Consider the following 25,223-nt stretch of genomic DNA (forward strand, 5'->3'; position numbering starts at 1 on the left):
ATCAATCCTCATCCTGAGCTATTAGAAACATCCCTTTTCAATGAGTAACTTTATGTCTTCTACTCGCCAAACCGTTATGCGGGGTCCCAGTTTTATTGGTTGAGGAAAACGGCCTGTTTTAACACCAACCCACCAAGTGGATTTACCTACAGGGATTAAAGGAGTAATCGGTGGATTTGCTTTAGAATTACCTAAAATTTGTTTAATACGTAAATAACCAGTTGGGGGGATTTGATGCATTGTAATCTCCAGATTAGAGCCAATTCTCTATGGCCAATATAGGCCTTATCTGGAGTTCATATAATGATGATTCAGTAATTTTATTAATACGTTGAATTGTCACAAATAAAAGGTTTCATTACCTTACAAAGCTTAATGATTTGATTATCACTGAACGAACAATTGAAAATGACTCCCACAATTTCAGCGATATAATTGTACATTGGCTTATTAAATTTTGTTTGAAAAAAATAATAGATCTTTCTAGAAAAAAATATTGCCAAAGCATTTTCACCAGTGCATTTCCTAGTCATTGGCCAATGCTCAGAAAATAATTTGGTCCCATCTAAAGGGCTTTCTTTAAACTCCCCTAAACTTTTTACCGTTTTATCTTTAAATTTCACCAATAATTCCATGAGCTCATTGTGATTATCTTGTATCATATGTCCATAATAGTGGCATTGATATTCCTCCATTGCATCATGTAATTTTTCGGTTTGTTTGATCATTCTCTTGCAAGATTGAATTTCATCATTTTGCTTTTCAAGCAGCCTTATTCCGCCATCATAATGATTTTCATAACAGAATAGACTTCTGATGAATTCAATTGTAATTTCAATGGAGTGGTTACATAGATCCGCCCATATAGGCTGCATTCGGGAATTAGTAAACAAAGGTATTAATCTTTTAAAATTAAAGACCAACATTGAATAAAAATCAAAATACAACCTAGCTGGTGAATTCTTTTGTTCCTCTAACTTATTTAATTTATGTTCTAATGTGCCAATTATTTCGGGATGCAGCCATGACGGAAATTCTATAATAGGCAAGTCAGGTGTAAATAAATCATTAACTGTTGTTGAATCTAAATATTCTTCGAAAAGTTTCGTTTGTTTTTGAGTAAACATTAGTATCTACCTCACATTATGTTGGCAATTCAATCTCACTTTAAATCTTCTAAATAATTTGCCCAATCCTGCATCATTTTTTTACGTTCTGGTAAATGAGCTGTCCGGTTATAAGCTCGACCATTCGGGTCACGCACAGCATGTGCAAGTTGATGCTCAATAAGATGTGGTGGTATACCCAATATTTCATCTAGTAATGTCCGAGCTGTCGCACGAAAACCGTGTCCTGTAGCTTCTTCTTTGTTGATACCTAAACGACGTAAAGCTGCCAAAATAGCGTTATCACTCATGGGTCGAGTATTACTTCTAGCAGAAGGAAAAACAAAAATGCTGTTACCAGTAAGAGGATAAAGCTCTTGAAGAATATTTATTGCTTGACTAGCAAGGGGAACAATGTGCGCTGTGCCTGTTTTAGTGACAATATAGCTCCATTGCGCTTCATCAAAGTTAACATCAGCCCATTTTGCATGTCGCAATTCACCTGGGCGAACAAACACCAATGGTGCTAACCGTAAAGCACAACGTACTATAAGCGAACCTTCATAGCCATCAAATGACTTAAGGAGTTCTCCAAAGCGTTTTGGATCAGTTTGAGCAGCAAAATGTTTTACTTTAACCGGGGGTAATGCTCCCTTTAGATCTTGTGATGAGTCTCGCTCAACACGATTTGTAGCAACTGCATAACGTAACACTTGACCACAGTTACTCAGTGCTCTATGAGCGGTTTCTAATGCCCCACGTTCTTCAATCCGTCTTATAACAGATAACAACGTTGATGGTTTAAGCTCAGAAATAGGTGTGCTGCCAATCCATGGAAATATATCTCGTTCAAATCGTTGGATAATTTTATCAGCATGACTTTTTACCCAATTAGATGAATGTTTAACAAACCATTCTCTAGCTACCATTTCAAAACTATTAGCTGTGCGTTCAAGCTTCGCATGTTTCGTAATCTTACGATATTCGCTTGGATCGACCTTATCTGCTATTAATTGCCTTGCCTCATCACGTCTTACCCTTGCCATCTTAAGAGTTACATCAGGGAAAACTCCTAATGAAATTCGCTTTTCTTTATCATTGAATCGATATTTTAATCTCCACCATGTTTTTCCTTTAGGGGTGACTTCAAGATAAAGACCTCCGCCATCAAAAATGCGCTGAGTTTTATCTGTTGCTTTTATATTACGAAGTGAGACAGGAGATATAGGCATTTGGGGGCAACTCATTTACGGTTATTAGAATTGCCCCCAATGTTGCCCCCAAAAATGATGGATGTCAACGGACGAGAAAAGACCTTAATGGCCTTGTTATTAGGTTAACTATGTTGATTTTAAATGATTTTTAGACTTTATTGGATGGTATAAAACAATTAATTGGTGGAGGCGGCGGGAATCGAACCCGCGTCCGCAAATCCTCTGCCTTCAGCTCTACATGCGTAGCCGTGTCTTTTGATTTAACTGTGCATTCTCCGACGGGCAGGATACTACACAGCGATTCCCTAAGTTTCGCGCCTTAATACGGGATGGATTAGGACGCTAGCTTATCTCTTATGACCGTTGATTCGATACCGATAAGCGGGCTCGGTCGAACGGGATACTGGGTTTATTGGCCAGTACACAGTGATGGTTTAACTAAAGTGCTTATTAGGCAGCAATAGCTTCCCCACCAGCAAAGTTTTCATCGTTTGCATTTATATTTAGTTGAGTCTGATTTACGAGAGTCCTCATTCTCGGCATGCACCTCTGGTTTTGCAACCCACGTCGAAGCCAGGTCGCCCCCTACAATTTAAGTATACCATAAAATGTTAAAAAATAAGCCTTCTGCTATCAAATTTCGTCGCTTTTGAAAACGCTTTCCGGGTTATTTTTTCTTAACCCGGAAAGTTATTTAACCTTGAATGCCATTATGACGTAATAAGGCATCTATGGTCGCAGGACGTCCCCTAAATTCTTTATAAGCTTCTGCTGCTTTTTTGGAACTCCCTACTTCTAAAATATGATGTAGAAAGTCATGCCCTGTTTGCGGATTTAATACACCTTCTTCCTCAAAACGAGAAAAAGCATCACTGGATAAAACCTCTGCCCAGCTATAGCTATAATAACCTGCAGCATATCCACCTGCAAAAATATGGCTAAAGCTCTGTGGAAAACGATTGTAAGGAACCAAAGGCACGACACAAGACTTCGAGCGCACGTCTGCTAAAATATCATTAACAAGGGACGCCTGATTCGGAACATATTCGTTATGAATGCGAAAATCAAAAAGAGAAAACTCCATTTGTCTTAACATAGCCATCGCTGATTGAAAATTCTTTGCAGCAATTAAACGCTCGAAAAGAGAGTCAGGAAGAGACTCACCTGTTTCTACATGAGCAGTTAAAACGGCTAAACCACTTTTCTCCCAACACCAGTTTTCAAAAAATTGGCTGGGTAATTCGACCGCATCCCACTCTACACCATTAATCCCTGAAGCACCTAAATAATCTACTTGCGTTAAAATGTGATGAAGGCAATGGCCAAACTCATGGAACAACGTAATCACTTCTTCATGAGAAAGCACTGCTGGCTTATTTGCTGTCGCCTTTGCAAAGTTGCACGTCAAAGTGGCAATGGGTAGCTGTACGGTACCGTCTTCCAATCTTCTGCGGCTTTGCAGCGAGTCCATCCATGCACCACTGCGCTTATTCGGTCTAGAAAACAAATCTGTATAAATATAGCCGCGTACATTATTATGCTCATCAACAATACAATAGCATTGTACATCTTTATGCCACACATCCGCACCCTTGATTTCCTCAATGGACATTCCATAAAGTTTTTTAACAAGTTCGAACAAACCATGCATCACTTTCAACTGAGGAAAATAAGGACGTAAATCTTCTTGTGACAATGTAAATAACGCTTGTCTTCTTTTTTCAGTCAAATACCCGACATCCCAGGGTTTTACAAGATCTAGCTTAAATTGCTCCGCAGCAAATTGCTCCAATTGTTTAAACTCATTTTCACCTTGCTTATGGGCTCGTTTAACTAAGTCTTGCATAAAATCCATAACTTGGTTGGTTGATTCCGCCATTTTTGTCGCTAAAGATAATTCAGCAAAATTGTTAAAGCCTAAAAGCTGGGCTTCTTCATGGCGTAACGCTAAAATTTCTTGAATCAACGGGGTATTATCATAGATTCCCGCATTGGGCCCCTGATCTGAGGCTCTAGTGATATAAGCATGGTACATTTCTTCTCGTAAGCTACGATCTTCAGCGTGAGTCATCACCGCATAATAGCAAGGATATTCTAAGGTAAGTACATATCCCTCAAGGCCCTTCTCGACAGCTAATTCTTTAGCTGTACTTAATGCATGCTCCGGTAAACCGACTAAGCGTGTAGCATCATTAAGGTATAAAGTAAATGCTTGAGTTGCATCTAAGATGTTATGCTCAAATTGATTAGTTATTTCGTCCAGGCGTGTTTGGATCACCTCAAAACGCTTTTTGCGCTCTTTATCAAGAGCAACCCCGGATAATTCAAAATTACGCAGATTGTCTGCAATCAATTTTTGCTGTACAGGATTAAGTGCATGTTTATCGATTGATTTAATGGCCTCATATAATTCATGATTATGTCCCATTGCTGTTTCGTAAGCAGAGAGCAACGGCAAACAAGCATCATAACATTTGCGCAACTCCGGAGAATCCATTACTCCGTGCAAATGAGACAAAGGCGACCAGAAGCGCTCTAGCTCATCATCCATATCATCTAAAGGATACATTAAATTATCCCAGGTATAATGAGGGTTGTCTTTGAGTAAGAGCGCTACTTGTTGCAAATGCTTTTTTAGCATCGCATCAAGATGAGACTGGAAATGAGTGACATCAATATGGCTAAACTGCGGTAATCCAACTGGAGCTGACATGCTTTACCTTCGAAAATAGATATAAAGCATTAAGCATAACATTCAATTAATCATGCCTCTATACCTACGAGAAAGATTGTCAGTTGATCGCAATCTATCCTAATAATTTATGATAATTTAGATAGAGCAACTTGATAACAACTCTAATTCCACATCGTGTTCCTTCGCAGGCTGGGGAATCGGTTCTTTCTGTACCTTCTTCGCAAAAAAACCTAATTTGGATAGTCCTCCTTGGGGCATTACTAGAGTATCTTTCGGCCGAGACTCATCGATAATCTGGAATAATGCAAAATTCACAAAGCAAACCGCAACCAAACAAACCGCACCGATGGTAATAATAAGCGGATTAAACGCCAATATTGGTGCGGCTACCACCATTGATAGAAAAATAGCAGTAGTAGTCATCATATGCGAACCAAGCCGTAACCATTCAAAATTGAGTTGCTTATTGATTGCTTCAAGATGCTCTTCAATACTCTTTATTTCCTCTACACTGGTTGTCTGCTTTCGCATGGCTTCATACTGTTTTCGCAATTCATACAAACGGCTTAATTCAATATAAGCCCGTGTTACAGAGAGAATAATATCCATTGCAAAACAGGCAATAGAAACATATATAGCAAATGGAGCTAAAGCGCCTGTTAAAACCAATCGATTAATAAGACCTGCTGTCATCCAAATACTATCATTACCTAACTCAAACCACCTACGCTGCATTTGCGCATTAAAACGTACACTTAAACCTAAAGACTTTTCTTCATTACTCATCCAGGGGCCAGGCAAAGTATGTTTCACCAGTAGAAAGAGATTTACTGACAAGCGGGGTAAGAAAAAAATCCATGCCAAATCCGCTAAAATGGGATCGGTATATTTATCCAGGATTTTGACAAAATTACGATAGGATTCAGAAACAGTGCCGAGTGTAGCAATAACATCAAAAGCACGTTTAGAACGAATAAATAACAATCGATATAAATTCAGAAAGACTGTTGTATTGCGAACATCTTGCGAAAAAGAGGGGGTGGTTCCTAATTTTTTAGGATCACCAGGCAAGGGTTTACCGAGCTCTGCCAATAGTTCACGATATAATTTTTGATGCTGCCGTAAGCGCACTACTTCTCTTGGGACATTAAGATAGTATTGATGTATATGCTCCAAAAGTTCAGCCATCATTAAAGCAGTAATTAACTGCTCTTCTAGTTCCTTTTGCTGAAACAAGTGTGTGGATAGAAATTTTGCTCTAAGCTGTTGACCCAACAAGCTGTACTCTAGGCTAAGTACCAAATGAAGAGGGATTACTTTGCGATAAAAATCAGGACCCAATTTTTTTAAGCTTTCGCTAAAAGTCCCATTTAATAGATTTCTCTCTACCTGAGGAACAGGCAGCTCAGATAATATATCTTGTAAACGTCGAGTTATTGGGGTCATAATGCCCTACAATGTACTTTGAAGACAAAACAAGCATTCTATCGTGATCATTATTTTTTTGTCTATAAATAAATTTAAAAGTAAAAAATTAAAGCTAAATTTACAGAAATTAAGTATAAAGAAATAATAATATCGCTCTACCGTCTCGATTTAAGTAATGACATAACGTAAGTTATGAATAAGGTTTTGCCGAGATCCAAAGTCTCGTCGTTCTCTTGGCCTCACCGTGCTAGTACAGTGCTTCGTTTTTATCTTGGACTCCCGCTAAAGAGTAATCACTAATCCAGGGAGATCGGGAAAAAACACGACCTTATTTCGCAGATACCCCATAAACATACTCACCAAACAGAATAATCGCTCAAAATAAAGTCTTTTTGCAAAATAATGGTTAAAAAAGAACTTGTATTCTTGCTGATTTGTGTCTTCTGAGCGACAATAATGCTCCCAAGTTACAGACAAGAGATCCCATGAATCTTTGCAAAGAATTAGCTAACGCCATTCGCATTTTAAGTGTGGACGCAGTAGAACAAGCTCAGTCAGGCCATCCAGGAATGCCACTAGGTATGGCAGATATCGCTACAGTTTTATGGAAGAAGTTTTTAAAACACAATCCACAAAATCCTCATTGGTTTAATCGTGATCGTTTTGTATTATCCAATGGACATGGCTCCATGCTTCTTTATTCATTACTTCATCTCACGGGTTATAATCTGTCTCTGGACGATCTGAAAGATTTTCGTCAATTAAACTCAAAAACACCAGGACACCCGGAGTATGGTCATACACCAGGGGTAGAAACGACTACAGGGCCCTTAGGGCAAGGACTAGCAAATGCAGTGGGTATGGCTTTAGCCGAGCGTGTTTTAGCAACGCACTTTAATCAGGATAATTTTAATCTCGTTGATCACTATACCTATACATTTGTTGGCGATGGCTGCTTAATGGAAGGTATTTCACATGAAGCATGTTCGTTGGCAGGTACTTTAGGCTTAGGAAAACTGATCGTTTTTTACGACAACAATGGTATTTCTATCGACGGTAAAATCGACTCTTGGTTTACTGACGATACCGCAACACGTTTTAAAGCGTATCATTGGCAAGTCATTGAAGCAGTAAACGGCCATGATATGCATGAGATTGAACAAGCAATCCTTAAAGCTCAAGCAAATACAACACAGCCTACATTGATTATTTGCAATACAGTAATTGGATTAGGCTCTTCCGTCGCTGGAAGTGAGAAAGCCCATGGTTCAGCACTAGGTGCAAAAGATGTTGCCAATGTCCGCGAATTTTTTAACTGGAAACATGAGTCTTTTGTTATTCCTGATCCCATTTATCGGCAATGGAACCATGCAGAACAAGGACAAAAAGACGAACAACAGTGGTTAATGCTTCTGAATCAATACCAGCACCATTATCCTCAAGAGCATGCTGAGTTTTTACGCCGTATCAATGGAGATCTTCCTGATGACTGGCAAAACCAGAGCCATACATTTTTTGAACAATGCCGCAATAATGAGAAAGCGATTGCAACACGTAAAGCATCGCAACAATGTATCGAATATTTTGCACGTTTATTACCGGAGATGCTCGGTGGTTCAGCAGATTTAACCGGCTCGAATAATACAGACTGGTCAGGGAGTAAAGCAATTCGTGCCCAGGATTACTCGGGTAATTATCTCTATTATGGAGTTCGTGAGTTCGCTATGGCAGCGATTATGAATGGCATAGCAGTGCATGGGGGATTTATTCCTTATGGTGGAACATTCTTAGTCTTCGCAGATTACGCACGAAATGCCGTACGTTTAAGTGCCTTGATGAAACAGCGCGTCATTTATATCTTTACACATGATTCTATTGGGTTAGGTGAAGATGGTCCGACACATCAGCCAGTTGAGCATGCATCCATGCTTCGAATGACCCCTGGAATGAGTGTATGGCGACCTGCGGATTTAATGGAAACTGCTGTTGCATGGCAATCTGCTTTGGAGCATCATAATGGGCCAACGTCTTTACTGCTTTCAAGACAGAACTTACCGGCATTACCGCATGGTGAATCAGCAGCTGAATTGATTAAAAAAGGTGGCTATATCATCAAAGATTGTGATGGTACTCCCGAGGCGCTACTGATCGCAACAGGATCAGAAGTACAGTTGGCGCTTGCTGCTGCTGAACAAGTGCAAAAACAAGGATTGAAAGTGCGAGTCATTTCTATGCCTTGTGCAGATCGATTCCTGGAGCAAGACCAAAATTATAAAAATAAGGTATTGCCACCAAATACCCGCATACGCATAGCAATTGAAGCAGCCAGCTCTGCCTATTGGTATCAATTTGTTGGTTTAGACGGCACAGTAATAGGCTTAGATCGTTTTGGTGTATCTGCTCCAGCAGCCCAAGCATATCAATTCCTGGAGATTACTGTGGAGCAAATAGTTAAAACTTTAAATACATTATTGCAGTCAGAGTAAAAGATAAAGCCTCTTCTTGGATGTGTTGTTCTCTAACGTCAAAGTGAGGCTTTAATACTCCAGCGACAATAAACCTCTTGGAATAAAAGTAACTAGTTATTACTAAAATATTGGAGAAGTAATATGACAATACGTGTTGCGATTAATGGCTATGGCCGCATTGGTCGTTGTGTTTTAAGAGCAATTTTTGAATCCAAAAAACAAAACGAATTTGAAATCGTAGCCATCAATGATTTATCAGCGATTGATGTTACCGCCCATCTAACACGCTATGACACGACACACGGACGCTTTCCTGCAGATGTAAGCGTTGAAGGAGACATGTTAATTATCGATGGACATGCGATTAAAATTATCGCAGAACGCAACCCTGCGAATCTTCCTTGGAAGGAACTCAATATTGATTTAGTTCTGGAATGTACTGGTTTCTTTACGGAACGTGAAAAGGCAATGCAACATATTGATGCGGGTGCGAAAAAAGTATTAATTTCTGCTCCCGGGAAAAATGTCGATGCGACAATAGTATACGGAGTAAACCACCAATCACTTAAATCATCTGATCTCATTGTTTCCAATGCGTCTTGCACTACCAATTGTTTGGCGCCAGTGGTTAAGCCTTTAAATGATGCTTTAGGAATCGAGTACGGATTATTAAATACAGTTCATGCCTATACCAACGATCAAATGCTTTTAGACGGAAGCCATGAAGACTTGCGCCGTGCCCGTGCCGCAGCCCACTCAATTATTCCGACAAAAACCGGTGCTGCCGCCGCTGTAGGATTAGTATTACCTGAACTCGCCGGGAAACTTGATGGTTTTGCTATGCGTGTTCCAGTGATAAATGTTTCAGTGATTGATTTAACCTTTACAGCAAAACGTGAAACAACCGCAAAAGAAGTTAATGATATTGTTCGACAAGCGAAAAGCCGTATTTTGCAAATCAACGATGATCCTTTAGTATCATGCGATTTTAACCATAATCCAGCCTCTGCTATTTTTGATACGACCCAAACTAAAGTATTTGGGAATCTAGTGAAAATAGTCGCTTGGTATGATAACGAATGGGGCTTCTCTAATCGTATGCTTGATACAGCACAGCAAATGATGAGTTGCTAACCCCGATTTGGAGATAACTGATGAACCTGATACAAATGAGCGATATAGACCTGTCAGGAAAACGGGTGCTAATTCGTGAGGATCTAAATGTCCCTATTAAAGAAGGGATTATTACCAGTGACCAGCGATTACAAGCCGCTCTACCTACTTTGGAAACTGCTTTAGCTGCTGGCGCTGCAGTCATGGTTTTGTCTCATTTAGGTCGTCCTGAAGAAGGAAAATTTGAAAGACGCTTTTCCATGCAGCCTATAGCGGAATACTTAAGTGAACACTTAAATTATCCCGTTCGTTTCGAAAGTAATTACCTCAATGGTCTCGATGTAAAACCAGGTGAATTGGTTGTCTGTGAAAACGTACGCTTTAATGTTGGTGAAAAAAGCAATGATGAGCAATTGGCTAAAAAACTTGCCGAACTATGTGACATCTTTGTGATGGATGCTTTTGGAACCGCACATCGTGCTCAAGCCTCCACGTATGGAGTTGCTCAGTATGCACCGATTGCGGTTGCAGGCCCATTGCTGGTGAGAGAGCTGCACGCCATAGATAAAGCACTTGAAGCGCCCAAAAAACCTATTGTTGCTATCGTAGGTGGTGCTAAAGTTTCGTCCAAACTCAGTTTATTAAGACAATTAGTAAATCTAGTTGACTATTTAATTCCTGGTGGAGGAATAGCAAATACATTTCTCAAAGCACAAGGATTTGAAATAGGCGTTTCTCTTTATGAAGAGAATTTACTGGATGAAGCACGCGAAATCCTCCAATTAGCCAAAGCAAAAGGTTGTCATATACCCTTACCCACTGATGTTGTAGTAGGCAAATCGTTTAATGAACTTTGCCCTGCTTATAACAAATCACTGCAAAATGTCGCATCTGATGACATGATTCTCGATATTGGACCCATGACTGTAAGTGACTACGTTGATATCATCAATGAAGCCAAAACCATTATTTGGAATGGACCAGTAGGCGTGTTCGAGTTTGCTCAATTTGCCTATGGTACTCGGGCTTTAGCAATTGCGATTGCTGAAAGTGATGCATTTTCCATTGCTGGTGGGGGTGATACATTAGCGGCTATTGATCTCTATGATCTCAATCAGCAGATTTCATATATTTCCACTGGAGGTGGGGCATTTCTGGAGTGTTTGGAAGGAAAAACTTTGCCAGCGGTTGCCATATTGCAGGAGCGCGCTAAAGATGCTACGCCAAACTAAAATTGTTGCTACTCTGGGGCCTTCAAGTAGTGCGCCAGAGAAACTTCGCGCCATGCTAATCGCTGGTGTTGATGTAGTCCGAATTAATTTTTCTCATGCAGATGAATCTGCCTTACAACTTATTGCCCTAGTTCGGCAAATAAGTGAAGAATTAAATCACCCGTTAGCAGTAATGGCTGATTTACAAGGACCTAAAATCCGTATCGGACGTTTCAAGAATAAATCAATTACTTTGGTTGAAGGCCAAAGTTTTACTTTGGATTGCAATACCCCCGATCTATTAGGCGATACTAATGAAGTCTCTATCGCGTATCCAAATCTATCTCGTGAGTTGACTCTTGGCGATCATCTCCTGCTTAATGATGGCTTGGTTGAATTGGAAGTAACGACCATTACTGATTCTAAAATTCACTGCATCGTTATTGAAGGAGGAACATTAAGCGATCTAAAAGGCCTAAATAGAAAAGGCGGAGGATTAGCAGCAAGGACGATGACCGATAAAGACAAACGCGATTTACGCACGGCTATAGAAGCAGAGGTGGATTACATTAGCCTATCTTTTGTAAAAGATGCACAAGATATAAGGCATACTCGTGCACTTATGAATGAATTTGGAAAAAAAATACCCATTATTGCAAAGATCGAACGTACTGAGGCTTTAGACTATTTAACAGAAATTATTCAAGAAGCGGATGCAATTATGGTAGCACGGGGAGATTTAGGCGTTGAAGTAGGTGCAGCTGAAGTACCTGCCATTCAAAAGCATATTATTGGAGAATCACGCCGTTTGGATAAAGTGGTGATTACTGCAACTCAAATGATGGAGTCAATGATTAACACCCCGCAACCTACTCGCGCAGAAGTTTCCGATGTTGCCAATGCCATACTGGACGGGACCGATGCGGTCATGTTATCTGCAGAAACCGCTAGTGGCCAATTTCCAATCAAAGTAATATCCATGGTCAATAAAATCTGTTTAAGCGCAGAAAAACATGCCAGTTTTTATTACCATAATAATGAAGAGTCTTGCCATTCCAAACGTGCGGATCAAGCAATAGCGATGGCCACAATGCATGCCGCAAATCACTTTCCTATCCAGGCCATTATCACCCTAACCGAATCAGGTGACACCGCATTATGGATATCAAGACAACAAAGCACTGTTCCTATTGTTGCTGTTTCTGCTAATAAGCGCACCATAGGCCGATTGTGTCTTGCACATAATGTTTTTCCTGTGTTCATGAATTATCATCAGTTCTCATCCGAAACGTTGAATCAACAAGTTCTCGATGAGTTAATTAGGCGTGGACATCTTGAGAAAAAAGGGTTTATCTTATTAACACGAGGTCGAATAATTGGTTCAGCCGGGGGAACAAATAGCATGGAGATTATTCAACTATAGATTATAATAAGTTTGCTTTGCATGAAATAACTGCTCTCTATTAAGGTTATCATTTATGTTGCGGGTGTAGTTCAATGGTAGAACTTCAGCTTCCCAAGCTGATAGCGTGGGTTCGATTCCCATCACCCGCTCCAATTTTGAAAACACCCCTCCTGTAACGTCAAAAATAAATTTGTCAATTCATACATACACTTAGAGACCTTTTTCAAGGTAGAGCACCCTATTTGTAAATATACTTGACCATGCTAAACTAACCACGAGCTATGGATTTTTATGTATTACATAAAGCTCGATAATCTAGAATAATTTATGGAGAAATTAATGAAAAAATTATTAACCGGACTTTTGTTAACCTCTTTACCGATAATATCAATGCCCTCTTTTGCTGAAGAAGCAAGCCTGTTAGGCGTATTTAAAGGCAGTTTTGCATATCAAGTCGCTGGTGAATTCAATAGCACTGTATTTGGGGCTGGTAGATTAACAGAAGTCGGGGTATTTTATGCTGATGGAAATGGCCATATAACAGCAAATGGTCTTGCAAATATTGTTACTGCGGACCTATCTACTACATTATCTACAGGTGAGGCGACTTACTCTTGTACCTATAACGATACTGGGGCACCAATTGCTAGCATAGTTATTGTGAACTGCACTCGTCATCAAGGTACACTACCCGACCAACAAGCAAGTTTTGCATTATCCATGGTGAATAGCTTCGGTCTTAACAAACAAAAAACGGTAAAAATTGAAGCATTATCAGGCGGCACTTTTGGCAATGTTAACATAGCCGGCGAAGGCTCGTCTAAATAAGTCTTGCGGTTTGTCAGTGGGATCTAGGGATGCAGCCAATCTCTGGATTCCACGAAAAATCCTGATTTAATTGTTTTTTATGCTGACCTCAAAAATATCATACCTTGTAAGCAGTTACAAATCCTGAGATACACTCACCAAAAGACGCATAACCTTACAGATAATGACAATAAGCATCACCCTCTTGTCCTTAACACCCCACTCCCCCCATTAACAATACAACCAAGCCAATTTAACAGCTGTTGCGATTTATTTTCTCTACTGAGAATAATTAATGATCAATATGTATTGACATATAAATAAACTTCAAGTTATTTTCATGATTAATGTGATTTCAAAATGTATAAATTGATTTTTTGATGGTGATCTTATAGATAAATTTAGGAGGGAGTATGAGTGACGAAGAAATGAAAAGGATATTACTGTATTGTCAAATACTTGGATTTGAAGGTTTAAGAAATGGCACTTACGCCATTATTCCCCAACTCCAAATTAACTTCCCTAAACCAAATTCATTTATAGGTGCAAAAGGTAACCCTGCAATTTTTGTAACTGAAGTTACTTATAAAAAATTGAAACAATTTCATGAGGATTGGGTTCCTAATATAACAATTGCTATTAGCCATGCCTATTTGATTGAACCGAAAAGAAGGAATATTGATATTATCGGGATGCTCGTTCATGAAGCAGGTCATGCATTTAACGTCTATGGCAAGCTAAAAAATAATGAAGCGAATGCTTATGTTTTTGAAATTGAAACCATGCTTAAACTGTTAAAAATGAATATCCTCCCCAGACAGTTTGGTCTTTACAAGGAAGACTTACAAGCTTATTTTAAATCACGCATGGAGCAATATAACCTGGCAATTCCTAATAACCTCTACTTAAAAACTTTAGTCGAAGAAATTACTAATGATTTTAATTTAGAAAATAAGGACACCAAAGCCGAATCGTTGGTCAATTTTCAAATTAAACTAGGTTTTTTCAATAAAAGTAATAACACTGAGCCTACTCCAGAAAAAAATATCTCCAACCAACCGATGGTTAGAGTTTTATAGCAAAGAGATAAATACCTATTTTCGATGGAACGAAACGGGCAAACCAACCAAGCGAATTGTAGATATAGGAATCTGATTTAAAAATAAATGTTTGTTTAATGATATTGGAGATTAGTATGTATAAATGGCTGGAAAATATCGATTTGTCGAGTTTTAGTGCTCAAATTGAGGATTTTGTGAATCATCTTGTTGATCCGGCCTCTCTTATGATTCCTGATGATCCTGTTTTTGTTTCTTATCGACAATTTGAGCAATTAAGATTGATGTCAGCCAATAGCTTGCAAGAAATGTCAAAGCAAATGGAAGAAAGCCGTCAATACATCGCCAAAGCACCACAAGACAAAAGTGAGATTGCTTTAGTTGTTCAAAACAGCAATACAGATAAGCCTTATGAAGCCGAACTAAAGAATATTTTAAGATTTCTCGTAGAGGATGGTAAAGACAAAGCTCAAATTCGCATGATTTGTAATGCCATAAATGGCGGCTTAATAATGGCACACATGGTGGCCAAACAAAATGAAGAAGCGGCAATGACTATCATCAACAGACTGAAACAAATTGGTGACAACAATGTAGCACCGTTGGTTGATGAGTATTGGAAAATTTTACAATCATCTGATAAGACATCTGGATTTAAGTTACTGCCTCAATATCTGGAAGAATTAATTATCCAACAAGCAGTAGAACTGGAATCGCATCGAAAAAAATTACGTGATGATAGTGGCGAAGATTTAACTAAAGACGAAGTTATTTGCCCATTAACCCGACAGGTGATCAATGCAAGCAACTCACGTGCCACACAGCCTCATGCTACTCAATTCATGATGCTTATTGTCGTTTTGGCACAATTGGCGAAAATTAAGAACAGTGAGCTGGACGAGTTTATTAGCACCCAGGAGCATGATTACGTTAATAAATGCTTCGAACTATTACAGCAATACGTAAAAGATCCTCAACAACTATCATTTACAACACAACAACATAAGTTCCTAAATCAATTGGGAATGAATAAAGTATTACAACAATGGAAAACGCAGAGTGACCTTGAGCATCACTCAGTAAGAACCGAAGATAAAGAAAACTCAGAGCCAAAAACAATATCATCAGATTCTGTAGAAAAGAACAAGAATGGTTCCGTGGAAAAATCTCAACAGTCACCCAGCTCTTGTCGTTTTTTCAAACTGGCACCTAAAACAGAAGCTACAGAAAAAACCTTTAGCCATGCTTATACTTCATAAACCGAACTTCTATCAGCGAATAGCCTCACTTAATAAGTGAGGCATCAAATGCAAAACTCTAAGCCAACTTTTTCTAAACTTAACGCATTTCACCCATGCTAAAGTGACTGTCCTAAAATAAGTTTTAGGCCAAAATTAGCTTTATTATGTGCCATATAAATAAGCATGCATAGTGAAACTAAATTATTATCTAATTAGAGATAACTTACTCTTCAATAATTTCTTTTTTCTCTTCGGAATTCCTAGACAATCCTAATTTCTCTTTCAAACGAGCGACAGCATCAGGATCATATTGTTTTGCCGATTTATGCTTTACCACTACAGCAGTAGTTCGAACAGGTTGTGTCGTTGCATTCAGCGCATTGTAACTAGATCGTGTTGGATAAATTGGAAAATGATCCTCTGTTGTATTTGATGACTGATTCGTTATTTTTGAGTGATAACTCATGCCTTGAGGATTAGGATTAGCAGGATTTACAGTTTTTTCTGCGAGAATTTTACGTGCATTACGAGCACTTTTTTCAACACGTTTTTTAATCTTGGCAGCCGCATATTCAGCTTCTTCAGCACTCACCTCACCCACATCATTGCCTTGCAAATCAATTCGCATTTCTCGAAGCTTGAGGCAAGCTAAATAATCAAGGCGGCGAGTAAATAACACCACAGCCTCTCTTAATTTGCTTTTGGAAATACCAACTTCCGCAGCTTTTTCTGCATGAAGCAAAATATCATCCATAATACCTATTTTTAATGGGCGAATTCGTAATGAATTATCAAATGCTGCAGGAAAATGTGCAGCTAGCCATAACAAAGCATCTGTTCGCGCTTTTTTAGACTTATTTTTTTGAGTTTTATTAATAACAGCGGTGCGTGGGTGCAGCTCCTGTTTTCTCATAAGTGTACCCTTGGTTAGACATTGATTGTCATATCTGAAGTAAAATCATTCATATTAAAAATGAGCGCACAATGTACAATGTTTATTGATTGTTTGCAAGTCTTCTGTGATGCTTCATAGTACGAGATAAAAAGGAAATCATCCAAGTAGAAAAAAAGTGAATGTTAGACCTATAATTAGACTAAAATTGTATTATTCAAGATTGCTTGAAATTAACTTATTATTTAAATAACAGCTCGTTAATAAATTGTCGATTGATCAACTTTTATAACGAAATTTGTGGAGCAAATGATGGATTTCTTTAAAAAATTGTTTATATTATTTCTTGCAACGTTCTTTCCATGGCTTCTACTTCTTTCGGATGATAATCCTGGCGGTGCCGTCATTTCATTAATCATGCAAGTTACGATTATTGGCTGGCCTTTTGCGACAGTATGGGCATGGAACACCCACTATGGTAATGAGAAATACAAGAAAAACAAAAAAATCAAACGATAGACTTCATTAAGGGGTATTATGTTAACTCGTGTTATTGTTAATGGGGCCAAAGGTAAAATGGGTTCTCTTGCTTGTGAGACACTGAACAATCACGATGAATTCGAGTTAGTGGCAGAACTGGGTAGAGAGGATAATTTAGCTCAAGCCATTAAAGATACCCATGCACAGATAGTTGTTGACTTAACTCGTGCAGATTGCGTTTACCAAAATTGTCTTACTATCATTAATCATAAAGCACACCCTGTGATTGGAACATCAGGCCTGCTTCCCAATCAAATTAAGGAGTTAACCACACTTTGTGAAAGCCGTCATATTGGTGGAATTATCGCTCCTAATTTCTCAATTAGCGCCGTTTTAATGATGATCTTCGCAGCCAAAGCGGCAGAATATTTTCCGGAAGTAGAAATTATCGAAGCACATCATCAACAAAAACTGGATGCTCCCTCGGGGACTGCGTTAAAAACCGCAGAAATGATCGCTGGAGCGCGAAAAAAACCTAGAAATAAATTAAATCTCAAAGAATTAATCCCTGGCGCACGTGGCGGGTCTCACTATGATGTAAACATCCATTCCCTACGTATCCCCGGCGTAATTGCACGACAACAGGTTATTTTTGGTAGTATAGGCGAAACATTAACCATTACTGATGATTGCATTGATCGTCGTTCTTTTATGCCTGGTATCGTCCTGTGTTGTCAAAAAGTGTTAGGATTGACTACCTTGCACTATGGGCTTGAACATTTATTATAACCGGAAACAATACCCTGGATTATAAAAATCCAGGCTATTATCATCTATGAGGCTCAAGCTCTTTAACATGTGCTCGTTTAGATTCTTCAAATAATTTAGTCCACTCATCTACGGTTGTTGAAACAAACTCGGAAAAAGTAGTGCCTGTTTCACTGCAATTTAAAAATGAACGTAAGCGTCCGTAAACTGAATTGGTTGCTTCAGTCCGACTTCCATCACTTTCAGGCCGTTCTGAGACAATCTGCAATATTTTTTCAATGCGGATGATATTATCTTTACCTGATGAAGGGCTCAGCATTAATTCAAGAATCTGTTTGATACCATCAGGAGTCGGGTTACTCTCAGAAGAAAAAAATGAACTCGTCCAACGTGAACTTTGTTCTTGTGGCGTAAATAAATTTCTTTCATTAATCAATGAATGTAAGGCATCGTAAAGTTTCGTACAGTTGCTTTCCCCTAATTGTCGCGCCACTAAACGACAGAGCAATTTTTTTTCAGGAAGTAAATATTCTTTAAGTTTTTTACTACCCCCGATAAAAATATTCTTTACTTCATTATCTGTTGCTGCCCTGTCATCATCTTTAAGTGAGCGCTCGCTATCCAAACGCTTTCTGATTTCCGCTGCAATATCTTCTGGTAAATACCATTCAGGAGTTTTTATCCCTTCAGAACCTGGTGCATTTTGCCCTGCATGTTCATGCTGATGACGACTCATATACAGATCAGCGACTAAAGAAACAAAACGAATACGATTTTCCTTATCGGGAAGCTCATCAAACACTGGCCAACTGCCGTAGCACTCCTTATATAAGATCATCGCATCTGTATGAATCAGCTCAATAGCTTTTCTATCTTTACCGCTAACACAGGAACCATACGAATGTCCGCCAATGGTCAAGATAATTAACTGTTCAAGAGAGCTCAAAAATAACTCTCTACCGGCATAATCAAAAATAGTTGCCGTGCCTAGTGCTGATTCCAGGACTGATTGGTATTGATCCAAGAGCTCTTGTAACCCTGGTGTAAAAGAAGCATATTTTTTTGCTGTAGCTAATAGAGATTGACTGTCTTTATCATACGCCTGAGTATAATAAAGCCGCTTAGCCATATTATAGGGATGATTATTCTGCAGCACGAATTGAATCTCTTTTCGACGCTCAACCGCAGAACGAGCCAGTTTATATAAATCTAAATCAGGAGGCAGAGTTGGTAAATAATCAGTAATCCAGTTAGGCACATATTCTGTTGCATGTATTGGGCTAATCAATGTTTGCAATATCGCAAGTTGATCAAGTTGTGAATACTCCATTACCTTAGCCAGATTTGAGTCGCTATGCCGTTGTTGTACCGCTTTAGGCCAATTTAATCCGTCTCGAGTAGCAATGTGGCTGGAACGATAGCGTTTGGCCGATAATTCACGCATTTGACCATTTTCACTCAACCCTAACAAACTGTGAGCGGCATAATTTGCAGGCAATGGTAGCGTACGATGACGACTCGATAAAAAGGAAACTGCATCTTTTACGTCATCCACTCCTTTAAGCACATGCTCCAAGAAAAACTGTTGGTGTTCAGATAGTACCCAATACCACTGTGGAAGACTGGAAATCTGCGTCGCTGTATCCCAGATCTCCCACTTAATATCCCCAGTGAGAAATTTTTTAAATTGAGTTAATTTTTTATCTAATGAGGTTGGATCGGCCGCTAAAATTCGCATCATTTCACGTTGATGCACACTTAATCCATTAAACCATGAAGGAAGTGGCGGAGAACCACTAACAATTTGCTGCAAATCCGTACTTAAGCTGAGCGCTTTCTTTTTTATGGATGACCAATTCAGTAAAAAACTATTAAAATCTCGAATCACTTCAAGATAAGATGTAATTCCTTGTTCTAAATTACAAAAATAAGCATGTTGATATTCCTCAAGCTCACGCAACCAGCCAGGCGTTTTCGGATATTTGTTAGATTTAATTAACGTTAACTCATCGAGTAATTGATCATAATATGGGGGCAATGACTCGTCTACCTGAAGAACATAATCTACATCTTGACCCAACTGCATAGGGAATAAGGTAACCAGATCATAACGGCCTTCGCGCATCAACGAATATTGCTCTGCCTCATTCAACAGTTCTACAGCCTCTTTAACATCGGAGCAACCCCAACTTAAAGCAATAAGCTCAATGAGCTTGGCGGTAAATCGCTCCAATTCTTTATGCAAATCATCCACAGAACCTTTTGCTTCATTAGTGGCTAATTTACACTCATCAACGTACGCTTTTAAAGTTTCTTTAGTTAAAGGCGTGTTCTTTGCAGAAAATGGATAAGCGTCGATAAGAAAGTAAAACGCTTTGTGCAGGCTATCTACGCGACGTGCAAAACTACGGTGATAATCAGGTTTCTGGTAATATGTCTCTAGAACATAACCTGGAAAGCGAACTTCTAAGGCACTCAGTAATTCAGATGATAATTCGATGCCATGCGGCACACGTACAATAATTCCTTTTCCCATCGCTTATTTTCCTTAACTGCTTACCTCAGTTTTAAAGTTACTCCAGCATAGAGTGATTCAAAATGAGGTGATTTTAGTCCTAATCTCTTCGCTATTATTGTATAAATAATTCCATGAAACAATTACAATAAACAACTTAATTGCTAAAAATAATAAAAGGAGTTTGCTAATGGGCTACATTGTACAACATTATATTGATGGTCAATTACTTAACGAAACAAATACGACATGCCACTCTATTTATAATCCTGCTTTAGGCGAGGTAATCGGCCAAGTCTATTTTGCCTCAAAATCTCTTTGCGACAATGCCATTGCTGCTGCTAAAAAGGCAGGAATAGATTGGGCACAAACCCCAGCGATTAAACGAGCACGAATTCTTTTTAAGTTCAGAGAGTTACTTGAAAAAAATCAATTAGATTTAGCCCGAATTGTTACTCGTGAACATGGGAAAACTTTGGATGATGCCAAAGGATCTGTGGCTCGAGCAATAGAAGTAGTCGAATTACATTGTGGCCTGGTGAACCAATTGAAAGGAGATTTTTCTGCCGATGTGACTACGGGTATTGACTGCCACACACTAAGACAACCACTAGGTATTTGTGCTGGTGTTTCCCCATTTAATTTTCCAGTTATGGTTCCAATATGGATGCTTATCCCAGCGATTGCTTGTGGTAATACGTTCATCTTAAAACCCTCCGAACAAGATCCTTCTGCCCCTGTTCGTTTGCTGGAGTTATTAAGTGATGCTGGATTGCCTGATGGAGTTGCCAATTGCCTCCATGGAGATAAATCAACGGTAGATTATTTGCTCACTCATCCCGATATTGCCACGTTTACTGCGGTTGCTTCTACACCAGTAGCCCAGCATATTTATACTGCAGCCACATCTTATGGAAAACGTGCTCATACTTTTGGTGGCGCAAAAAATCATTGTGTGGTCATGCCTGATGCAGATTTGGATCAAGCTGCCTCTGCTATTGTTGGTGCGGCTTATGGTTCTGCCGGCGAACGATGCATGGCCATCTCGGTCGTTGTTGCCGTAGGAGCACATACTGCTGACGCACTTATTGCAAAAATGACACCTCAAATTCATGCAACACGAATTAATGCCGGTGATAGTCCTGAAACAGATATGGGGCCTTTAATTAGCGATGCTCATCGACAAAAAGTCTTGGCTGCTGTAGAGCAAGGAATAAATGAAGGAGCTAAATTACTCATTGATGGGAGAGCATTTCAACATCCTGATCATCCCCAAGGTTTTTTCATGGGGCCTTGTTTATTTGATCATGTCCATGAAAATATGTCTATTTATCAAAATGAAATTTTTGGTCCAGTTCTCGTTATCGTTCGAGTAAATAGTTTTGAGGAGGCTTTAGACTTAGTGAATAGAAATCAGTATGGCAATGGAACTGCAATTTTCACTCGTGATGGCTTTAGCGCTCGTGAATACAGCCAACGTGTGCAAGTAGGTATGGTTGGAGTAAACATCCCTATCCCAGTCCCAGTTGCAAATCATCCCTTTGGTGGTTGGAAGCATTCTTCCTTTGGTGATACAAACATGCATGGCCAAGAAAGCATTCATTTTTACACACGACGTAAAACGGTTACAAGTAAATGGCCTATTAGTGAGATCAAAGAAAGTTCTTTTATTATGCCCACACATGATTAAAATGATTCAAAAATAATGGGTAGCCTGAATGAAAGACAGTGAAACCCGGGTTTATTAAACTCAACCAGTTTCCCAAATTTCGCTGCGATTCAACAAGGCTACATATTAATAAGATGGAGAATTCAATGGCAAAAATAGGATTTGTAGGACTTGGACATATGGGCTTACCTATGGCCATCAACCTGATTAAAGCAGGACACCAAGTTACAGGATATGATTTACAACAAACAGCCCTGCAACATTTCTCTCAAGTTGGTGGTTTAATCGCTCAGAATACCCAGGAATTAGCTCATGATAAAGAAGTACTAATTACCATGCTGCAAACTGGGCAACAAGTCTTAGGCGTTTGTCATAACGATAATGGGTTATTCCAGGCAACTAAAAAAGGCGCTTTATTTATTGATTGTTCGACTATAGATGTCAATAGTTCACGTGAACTGCATCATCTAGCAACCCAACACTCTCTCCAAGTAGTTGATGCACCGGTTTCAGGTGGCGTAGCCGGGGCAACAGCAGCTACTCTAACCTTTATGGTTGGTGGCGAGGAACACGCATTCCATGCAGCCAAACCTTTTTTAGCAGCTATGGGACAAAAAATCATTCACACCGGCAGCGCAGGAAGCGGACAAGCAGCAAAAATATGCAATAATATGATCCTTGGCATCTCAATGATTGCTATCTCAGAAGCGTTTGTTCTTGCAGAACAATTACAATTATCACCACAAAAACTCTTTGAAGTAGTGAGCAACTCCTCCGGACAATGCTGGGCAATGACTAAATATGCACCAGTTCCGGGAGTTTTAGAAAATGTCCCCGCTAACAATGATTATAAACCAGGGTTCGCTGCAACAATGATGCTTAAAGATTTATTGCTCAGCCAAGATTCGGCGCACTCAGTAAATCTGGAAACGCCTTTAGGTGCGAAAGCTACTCAAATGTACCAACATTTTATTGATCAAGGTCTTGGTGAGTCTGATTTTTCAGCCATAATCAAATTAATCGCTCAAGGGAAAGAGGTATAACATGCATGCTCCTTTACGCACCCCTCAATTAACACAAACGGAAGACTCCTTAACTGAGTTCTGGTCGGAAATTGCGCAACAAACTGTGGATTGGCTACGCCCTTGGGACACAGTCCTGACTGGTGGCTTGCACCATGGAGATGTGACGTGGTTTAAAGGCGGAACACTAAATGTAAGCTTAAATTGTCTGGATAGACATCTTCCCCATAAAGCAAATCATCCAGCAATTATTTGGGAGGGAGATGATCCAAGCCAAAACAAGACATTAACTTTTGCAACATTGCATGCTGAAGTATGTCGCATGAGTAATGTACTCAAACAATTTAATGTAAAAAAAGGAGATAAGGTCGCTATCTACTTACCCATGATTCCCGAAGCGGCAATCGCCATGCTTGCTTGTGCTCGAATTGGTGCAGTACACACCGTCATTTTTGCCGGTTTTTCTGCCCAAGCTTTAAAACAACGCGTACTTGCATCGGAATGCAACTGTATCATTACTGCAAACCACTTTTACCGTGGGGGTAAATTAGTAGGATTAAAAGAGCATATTGATGAGGCGTGCAGGGATTTATCCTTACCCAGAATTATCATTAAAACCAGTAATGACCCTGTTGCTTTTGATAAAAATAAAGATCACTGGTGGCATGAGTTAAAAGAAAAAGTAAGTGATCATTGCGATCCTGAGCCTATGGATGCCGAAGATCCTTTGTTTATCCTTTATACCTCAGGGAGTACTGGACAACCCAAAGGAGTAGTTCATACCACAGCAGGTTATCTGGTGCAAACAGCCTATACCCATCAGCTGCTCTTTAATTGCCAAGATAATGACATCTTTTGGTGTACCGCTGATGTGGGCTGGGTTACTGGTCATAGCTATTTAGTGTACGGCCCTCTTTGCAATGGAATCACCACGCTTATCTATGAAGGGATTCCTACATGGCCGGATCCTTCCAGAAATTGGCAAATCATAGATAAGTATCAAGTGAATATTTTCTATACCGCACCTACTGCGATACGTGCTTTAATGCGTGCAGGAGATAACTGGCTCGCATCCAGCAGGCGCAGTTCGTTACGCTTACTCGGTTCAGTAGGAGAGCCCATTAATCCCGAAGCATGGCAATGGTATTATCAAAAAGTAGGTCAAAAGAGATGTCCAATAATCGATACTTGGTGGCAAACCGAAACCGGGGCGATAATGATTAGCCCCAGAGCAGATGCACCTAGCAACAAACCTGGCGCTGCATGCCAACCCATTCCGGGAGTGGTCCCAGTGTTACTCAATGAGCATGGCCATGAAATCATTGGGGTTGGTGCAGGTTACTTGGCTATCAAATATCCTTGGCCTTCTATGGCCAGAACTATAGCAGGAGATCACCATCGTTACTGTACTACCTATTTACATAATGGCTATTACATTACTGGGGATGGCGCGAAGCGTGATGAAGATGGAGATTATTGGATCACCGGCCGTGTGGATGATGTCATTAATGTTTCAGGCCATCGCCTAGGTACTGCAGAAATTGAAAGTGCGTTGGTAAGCCATCCCGCCGTTGCTGAAGCAGCTGTCGTTGGTATTCCTCATCAGATAAAGGGACAAGGAATTTATGCTTTTGTCATTTTAAGAGACAGTTTCATTGCGAGTGATGTTTTAAAGGCTGAGTTAATCAAACAAGTGAATCACGAAATAAGCCCTATAGCCAAACCAGATGTTATCCATTTTACTCTTGATTTACCTAAAACGCGCTCAGGTAAAATCATGCGACGTATTTTGCGAAAAATTGCAGGAAAAGAAATACAAAGCCTTGATGAATTAGGTGATATTTCGACTTTAGCAAACCCTCAGATTGTCGCGAAGTTATGGGAAGAGTCAGCCCAATTTTAACCGGGACAAATCCATGCACCCCCATGAACAGATAAAGAGCCAAGAATTCTCACTATAACGCAACCGCGTCCATGGTGAGACCATTGGCAGTGGCTTAAGGTAATTTTATAGTCGTATTCGCGCCAGCAGATACTGTAGTGATGAGGACTCAATGCTCCTATAAAAAGGGATTTCTGCTTACGGGGACCCCATTACATCCGAGGCAGTGATCTAAGGCAGTTATACCTT

The 25,223-nt window shown here is 39.6% G+C and carries 19 protein-coding genes, 1 tRNA gene and 1 other RNA gene; 13 read left to right on the forward strand and 8 right to left on the reverse strand.

The features are described from left to right. Positions 1–21 precede the first annotated feature (21 nt). The 6 genes from EL220_RS16690 to EL220_RS16715 form a co-directional block, all read right to left on the reverse strand. Positions 22–240 carry a helix-turn-helix transcriptional regulator gene (locus tag EL220_RS16690; RefSeq protein ID WP_027270576.1) on the reverse strand — a complete coding sequence of 73 codons (219 nt, stop codon included), beginning with the start codon at positions 238–240 and terminating at the stop codon, positions 22–24. An 83-nt stretch (positions 241–323) separates the two neighbouring features. Then, the gene (locus EL220_RS16695) at positions 324–1,127 is read right to left on the reverse strand and encodes a hypothetical protein (protein WP_027270575.1); all 804 of its coding nucleotides are present in this window, start codon (positions 1,125–1,127) and stop codon (positions 324–326) included. Between the two features lie 35 nt (positions 1,128–1,162). Next, positions 1,163–2,338: a tyrosine-type recombinase/integrase gene (locus EL220_RS16700; protein WP_128130955.1), complete on the reverse strand. Its 1,176-nt coding sequence runs from the start codon at positions 2,336–2,338 to the stop codon at positions 1,163–1,165. Between the two features lie 163 nt (positions 2,339–2,501). Further along, positions 2,502–2,906: a transfer-messenger RNA gene (gene ssrA / locus EL220_RS16705) on the reverse strand. A 108-nt stretch (positions 2,907–3,014) separates the two neighbouring features. Next, on the reverse strand, positions 3,015–5,033 hold the full coding sequence (locus EL220_RS16710; RefSeq protein WP_027270573.1) for a M3 family metallopeptidase: 2,019 nt from the start codon (positions 5,031–5,033) through the stop codon (positions 3,015–3,017). Positions 5,034–5,150: 117 nt separating this feature from the next. Continuing rightward, complete coding sequence (locus EL220_RS16715) at positions 5,151–6,461, reverse strand: hypothetical protein (RefSeq protein ID WP_027270572.1); 1,311 nt, start codon at positions 6,459–6,461, stop codon at positions 5,151–5,153. Positions 6,462–6,928: 467 nt separating this feature from the next. On the opposite strand from EL220_RS16715, the gene tkt reads away from it, so the two are divergent. The 8 genes from tkt (at position 6,929) to EL220_RS16755 (ending at position 15,764) form a co-directional block, all read left to right on the forward strand. Further along, positions 6,929–8,929, forward strand: coding sequence for a transketolase (gene tkt / locus EL220_RS16720; protein WP_027270571.1), 2,001 nt, complete (start codon positions 6,929–6,931; stop codon positions 8,927–8,929). A gap of 123 nt (positions 8,930–9,052) precedes the next feature. Further along, positions 9,053–10,045, forward strand: a complete 993-nt coding sequence (gene gap / locus EL220_RS16725; protein WP_027270570.1) for a type I glyceraldehyde-3-phosphate dehydrogenase — start codon at positions 9,053–9,055, stop codon at positions 10,043–10,045. 20 nt (positions 10,046–10,065) lie between these two features. Next, positions 10,066–11,256 (forward strand): phosphoglycerate kinase, encoded by a 1,191-nt coding sequence (locus EL220_RS16730; protein ID WP_027270569.1) that lies wholly within the window; start codon positions 10,066–10,068, stop codon positions 11,254–11,256. Continuing rightward, on the forward strand, positions 11,240–12,658 hold the full coding sequence (gene pyk, locus EL220_RS16735) for a pyruvate kinase (protein ID WP_027270568.1): 1,419 nt from the start codon (positions 11,240–11,242) through the stop codon (positions 12,656–12,658). The genes EL220_RS16730 and pyk overlap by 17 nt, the downstream gene beginning before the upstream one ends. Positions 12,659–12,718: 60 nt before the next feature. Then, a tRNA-Gly gene (locus EL220_RS16740) sits at positions 12,719–12,792 on the forward strand. A 187-nt stretch (positions 12,793–12,979) separates the two neighbouring features. Next, a complete protein-coding gene (locus tag EL220_RS16745; RefSeq protein WP_027270567.1) occupies positions 12,980–13,468 on the forward strand; it encodes a hypothetical protein in 489 nt (162 codons plus the stop codon). A 392-nt stretch (positions 13,469–13,860) separates the two neighbouring features. Next, entirely contained in the window at positions 13,861–14,526 is a 666-nt protein-coding gene (locus EL220_RS16750; protein WP_027270566.1) for a hypothetical protein, read from the forward strand. A 116-nt stretch (positions 14,527–14,642) separates the two neighbouring features. Beyond that, positions 14,643–15,764 carry a hypothetical protein gene (locus EL220_RS16755; protein ID WP_027270565.1) on the forward strand — a complete coding sequence of 374 codons (1,122 nt, stop codon included), beginning with the start codon at positions 14,643–14,645 and terminating at the stop codon, positions 15,762–15,764. Positions 15,765–15,969: 205 nt separating this feature from the next. Here the strand turns inward: EL220_RS16755 and EL220_RS16760 are convergent, their stop codons facing one another. Then, on the reverse strand, positions 15,970–16,659 hold the full coding sequence (locus tag EL220_RS16760) for a ProQ/FinO family protein (RefSeq protein ID WP_027270564.1): 690 nt from the start codon (positions 16,657–16,659) through the stop codon (positions 15,970–15,972). 291 nt (positions 16,660–16,950) lie between these two features. Between EL220_RS16760 and EL220_RS16765 the strand changes: the two genes are divergently transcribed. Together EL220_RS16765 and dapB are read left to right on the forward strand one after the other, a co-directional pair. Beyond that, a complete protein-coding gene (locus EL220_RS16765) occupies positions 16,951–17,157 on the forward strand; it encodes a hypothetical protein (RefSeq protein ID WP_035905888.1) in 207 nt (68 codons plus the stop codon). Positions 17,158–17,175: 18 nt separating this feature from the next. After that, positions 17,176–17,907, forward strand: coding sequence for a 4-hydroxy-tetrahydrodipicolinate reductase (dapB, locus tag EL220_RS16770; RefSeq protein WP_027270562.1), 732 nt, complete (start codon positions 17,176–17,178; stop codon positions 17,905–17,907). Positions 17,908–17,947: 40 nt separating this feature from the next. Here dapB and EL220_RS16775 read toward each other — a convergent pair whose 3' ends face one another. After that, the gene (locus tag EL220_RS16775) at positions 17,948–20,422 is read right to left on the reverse strand and encodes a hypothetical protein (protein WP_027270561.1); all 2,475 of its coding nucleotides are present in this window, start codon (positions 20,420–20,422) and stop codon (positions 17,948–17,950) included. A gap of 169 nt (positions 20,423–20,591) precedes the next feature. On the opposite strand from EL220_RS16775, the gene EL220_RS16780 reads away from it, so the two are divergent. The 3 genes from EL220_RS16780 (at position 20,592) to acs (ending at position 24,995) form a co-directional block, all read left to right on the forward strand. Then, positions 20,592–22,091: a CoA-acylating methylmalonate-semialdehyde dehydrogenase gene (locus tag EL220_RS16780; protein WP_027270560.1), complete on the forward strand. Its 1,500-nt coding sequence runs from the start codon at positions 20,592–20,594 to the stop codon at positions 22,089–22,091. Positions 22,092–22,216: 125 nt separating this feature from the next. Then, positions 22,217–23,113: a 3-hydroxyisobutyrate dehydrogenase gene (gene mmsB / locus EL220_RS16785; protein ID WP_027270559.1), complete on the forward strand. Its 897-nt coding sequence runs from the start codon at positions 22,217–22,219 to the stop codon at positions 23,111–23,113. A gap of 1 nt (position 23,114) precedes the next feature. After that, entirely contained in the window at positions 23,115–24,995 is a 1,881-nt protein-coding gene (gene acs / locus EL220_RS16790; protein WP_027270558.1) for an acetate--CoA ligase, read from the forward strand. The last annotated feature ends 228 nt before the right edge of the window (positions 24,996–25,223 follow it).

The organism is Legionella sainthelensi, from assembly GCF_900637685.1.
In the GTDB taxonomy this organism is placed as follows: domain Bacteria; phylum Pseudomonadota; class Gammaproteobacteria; order Legionellales; family Legionellaceae; genus Legionella; species Legionella sainthelensi.

What these genes read in the sequence shown, in the direction of transcription:
- EL220_RS16690 (WP_027270576.1), bottom strand. Translation starts at nt 240, where the DNA reads ATGCATCAAATCCCCCCAACTGGTTATTTACGTATTAAACAAATTTTA.
- EL220_RS16695 (WP_027270575.1), bottom strand. Translation starts at nt 1,127, where the DNA reads ATGTTTACTCAAAAACAAACGAAACTTTTCGAAGAATATTTAGATTCA.
- EL220_RS16700 (WP_128130955.1), bottom strand. Translation starts at nt 2,338, where the DNA reads ATGCCTATATCTCCTGTCTCACTTCGTAATATAAAAGCAACAGATAAA.
- EL220_RS16710 (WP_027270573.1), bottom strand. Translation starts at nt 5,033, where the DNA reads ATGTCAGCTCCAGTTGGATTACCGCAGTTTAGCCATATTGATGTCACT.
- EL220_RS16715 (WP_027270572.1), bottom strand. Translation starts at nt 6,461, where the DNA reads ATGACCCCAATAACTCGACGTTTACAAGATATATTATCTGAGCTGCCT.
- tkt (WP_027270571.1), top strand. Translation starts at nt 6,929, where the DNA reads ATGAATCTTTGCAAAGAATTAGCTAACGCCATTCGCATTTTAAGTGTG.
- gap (WP_027270570.1), top strand. Translation starts at nt 9,053, where the DNA reads ATGACAATACGTGTTGCGATTAATGGCTATGGCCGCATTGGTCGTTGT.
- EL220_RS16730 (WP_027270569.1), top strand. Translation starts at nt 10,066, where the DNA reads ATGAACCTGATACAAATGAGCGATATAGACCTGTCAGGAAAACGGGTG.
- pyk (WP_027270568.1), top strand. Translation starts at nt 11,240, where the DNA reads ATGCTACGCCAAACTAAAATTGTTGCTACTCTGGGGCCTTCAAGTAGT.
- EL220_RS16745 (WP_027270567.1), top strand. Translation starts at nt 12,980, where the DNA reads ATGAAAAAATTATTAACCGGACTTTTGTTAACCTCTTTACCGATAATA.
- EL220_RS16750 (WP_027270566.1), top strand. Translation starts at nt 13,861, where the DNA reads ATGAGTGACGAAGAAATGAAAAGGATATTACTGTATTGTCAAATACTT.
- EL220_RS16755 (WP_027270565.1), top strand. Translation starts at nt 14,643, where the DNA reads ATGTATAAATGGCTGGAAAATATCGATTTGTCGAGTTTTAGTGCTCAA.
- EL220_RS16760 (WP_027270564.1), bottom strand. Translation starts at nt 16,659, where the DNA reads ATGAGAAAACAGGAGCTGCACCCACGCACCGCTGTTATTAATAAAACT.
- EL220_RS16765 (WP_035905888.1), top strand. Translation starts at nt 16,951, where the DNA reads ATGGATTTCTTTAAAAAATTGTTTATATTATTTCTTGCAACGTTCTTT.
- dapB (WP_027270562.1), top strand. Translation starts at nt 17,176, where the DNA reads ATGTTAACTCGTGTTATTGTTAATGGGGCCAAAGGTAAAATGGGTTCT.
- EL220_RS16775 (WP_027270561.1), bottom strand. Translation starts at nt 20,422, where the DNA reads ATGGGAAAAGGAATTATTGTACGTGTGCCGCATGGCATCGAATTATCA.
- EL220_RS16780 (WP_027270560.1), top strand. Translation starts at nt 20,592, where the DNA reads ATGGGCTACATTGTACAACATTATATTGATGGTCAATTACTTAACGAA.
- mmsB (WP_027270559.1), top strand. Translation starts at nt 22,217, where the DNA reads ATGGCAAAAATAGGATTTGTAGGACTTGGACATATGGGCTTACCTATG.
- acs (WP_027270558.1), top strand. Translation starts at nt 23,115, where the DNA reads ATGCATGCTCCTTTACGCACCCCTCAATTAACACAAACGGAAGACTCC.